This is a genomic window from Pseudoalteromonas sp. Z1A6, from assembly GCF_011378745.1.
Taxonomy (GTDB): domain Bacteria; phylum Pseudomonadota; class Gammaproteobacteria; order Enterobacterales; family Alteromonadaceae; genus Pseudoalteromonas; species Pseudoalteromonas arctica.
In genome coordinates, this window is the sequence record NZ_WTKW01000493.1 from 1 (window position 1) to 2,347 (window position 2,347).

The following is a 2,347-nucleotide window of genomic DNA, read 5'->3' on the forward strand; positions in this document are numbered from 1 at the left end:
AAAACTGTTTTTTTTATGTTTTTATAAATTCGTTTTTTTCACTAAATTGTTGTTATTTCTGTGTGTTAGTTGCTCACTATTTGATTGAAGCTAAGCGACTAAATAGTTAAGTGCTATTTATGGGATCTATAGTGCCACTTATGCCTATTTATAATATTTATAGATTAAATATACTGGTGTTGTTGTTTATTAAAGTGTAATTGTGTGGCTAGTATTTTATTATGTGAAGCCTAAGCTGCTTATTTTATAGAGTAGAAGCTAGGTATCGGGTAACGCTCTTGTAGTGGTTACGTGCTTTACTGCTGAACCTTTATGTAATAGTTACTCCATTCAACAATGTTAAATAACCACTTTTTATTCGGGTTTATCAAAGTAAATTATAAAGGGTCTCACTTATATGTGGATAATTTTTGCATTACTCGCCACTGTTTTTTTTGGTGCGCGAGGAATAATGTACCAATGGACGTCACAAAAAAAGATTAATCGTAATCTATTATTATTCGGTGTTTTTTTTGTGGGATTTATAATTAGTGCGCTAGGTACTGTGGTGTTTGAGCACACATGGTACGGCTGGGCTGACATTACTGTTGGACTCGCTTTAGGTTTTGGATCTTTTGCGGCTAATGGGTTTTTACACAAAGGGTTTTCGGTTGGGAAAGCGTCTTTAATTAGTATTCTGTCGGGGTTAACGCCTTTATTTGTGCTTTTATTTGCCTTTTTATTATGGCAAGAAACCTTAACTGTTATTCAATTAATCGGCTTTTTTATTATTTTTGGCGGCCTTTATATTATTCGCTACTCCAGCGATATCTCATTAAGTAACTTACAAGGCGCGCAATGGGGATTACTGGCGGCACTGTCCTTTGCATTTAATGATTTAATGGGTAAGCAATCAACGCTTCTTGAGGCGGATACGTTTGCAACTTTAACGTCTATGTTTGGGTTTGGTAGCTTTCTTTTTGCCGTTAGTTGGTTAGTAAAGCGTAAAAAAATGCTAGCAGAGCAAGGCAGCTCTCAAGCGTATTGGTCTGCCGGTAAAACATTCTCATGCGGGTTACTTATTGGTTTAACAAATGTAGCAGGCATGGTTGCAATAATATCGGCTTTTGCAATTGGTAATACAGGGCTTGTGTCGGCAATTTCAGGAATGAACATTTTAATTATTTTGCTGTACTCACGCATAATTCTAAAAGAGTCTTTTACACGCCAAGAAGTTATAGGATTAACAACGGCATTTTTAGGTGTAATTGTACTAAGGCTTAGTTTTTAAAAGATGAATTAGCTTAATTACTTTGCTGTGAAAAGCCTACACTGCTACATTTTAGTGAAGTGTTGCAGTGTATGCTCTATAAGTAATCGCACTCGATAAGGGATTTGTTTTCTGTCGCGATAAAGCATAGAAAATGGCTGCCCTTTGCTTTGCCAATCATGAAGAATGTGTTTAAGCTTTCCTGCTTTAATAAGTGGTAATGCTATATAATCAGGGATGTAGCTAATACCCACACCAGACTCAACTGCTTGTTTCATCATTTGAATTTCATCAACTTCTAATCGAACATGTGTGTTTGGATTAAAACTGTACTCTTCACTCGTTTGCTGATTTTTTAATTGCCACGGTACCAACCCAACGCACGTAACTTTTGGTTGCTCTTCTAATTGCTCAGGATGAGTGATGGATTGATAATCATAGTCAGGATGAGCACACAATACATTATGAGTAAGCTTTAGTTCTCTAATAACCCAATTATCAATGGCAGGATTTCTTACTCTAAACGCTATATCAATCCCTTCTTTTTCAATATCAATAAGGTTATTTGAAAAGCGTAAATCTAGTTGAATATCGGGATACTGCAGTAAAAAATCACAAAAAATAGCACTTAAAAAATGTTTACCCATGTAAATGGGTGCACAGATCCTAATTTTCCCTTTAGGTTGGTTTTTCTCATCACAAAGTGCTTGCTCTATACACTCTACTTCATCAAACAGTTTACGATAGCGATCGTAATATAACTCGCCAGTATGCGTAAGTGTAACTCGATGGGCATCTCGATTTAGGAGTGTTAATTGCAGAGTCTGCTCTAATAAACGTATTCTACGGCTCAAAGTTGATAGTGACATATCAAGGCTTGTTGATGCTTTTTTAAAGCTACCTAATTTTACTATGGTGCAAAAGTAACGTAAATCATCGAGAGAATAACTAGCTGCCATCAGAACTACTTTATTGTTTAGGATGTAGGCAATATTAACAGCGACGCTTTAGAATTTCATTAGAGAAGCCAGAAGTTTTTATTGATAAAGATCAACAAAGAAAAAGTCAATAAAATGCATAATTTAACGCTGTTAATCA

At 35.5% G+C, this 2,347-nt stretch carries 2 protein-coding genes; one reads left to right on the forward strand and one right to left on the reverse strand.

Annotation, left to right across the window (positions count from 1 at the left end; translation table 11 throughout):
- Positions 1-397 precede the first annotated feature (397 nt).
- Complete coding sequence (locus GQR46_RS18830; RefSeq protein ID WP_024591184.1) at positions 398-1,270, forward strand: DMT family transporter; 873 nt, start codon at positions 398-400, stop codon at positions 1,268-1,270.
- A 44-nt stretch (positions 1,271-1,314) separates the two neighbouring features.
- On the opposite strand, the gene GQR46_RS18835 is transcribed toward GQR46_RS18830, so the two are convergent.
- The gene (locus tag GQR46_RS18835) at positions 1,315-2,208 is read right to left on the reverse strand and encodes a LysR family transcriptional regulator (RefSeq protein ID WP_165728748.1); all 894 of its coding nucleotides are present in this window, start codon (positions 2,206-2,208) and stop codon (positions 1,315-1,317) included.
- Positions 2,209-2,347 lie beyond the last annotated feature (139 nt).

Coding starts and splice junctions, on each gene's coding strand:
- GQR46_RS18830 (WP_024591184.1), top strand. CDS start 398: ATGTGGATAATTTTTGCATTACTCGCCACTGTTTTTTTTGGTGCGCGA.
- GQR46_RS18835 (WP_165728748.1), bottom strand. CDS start 2,208: ATGGCAGCTAGTTATTCTCTCGATGATTTACGTTACTTTTGCACCATA.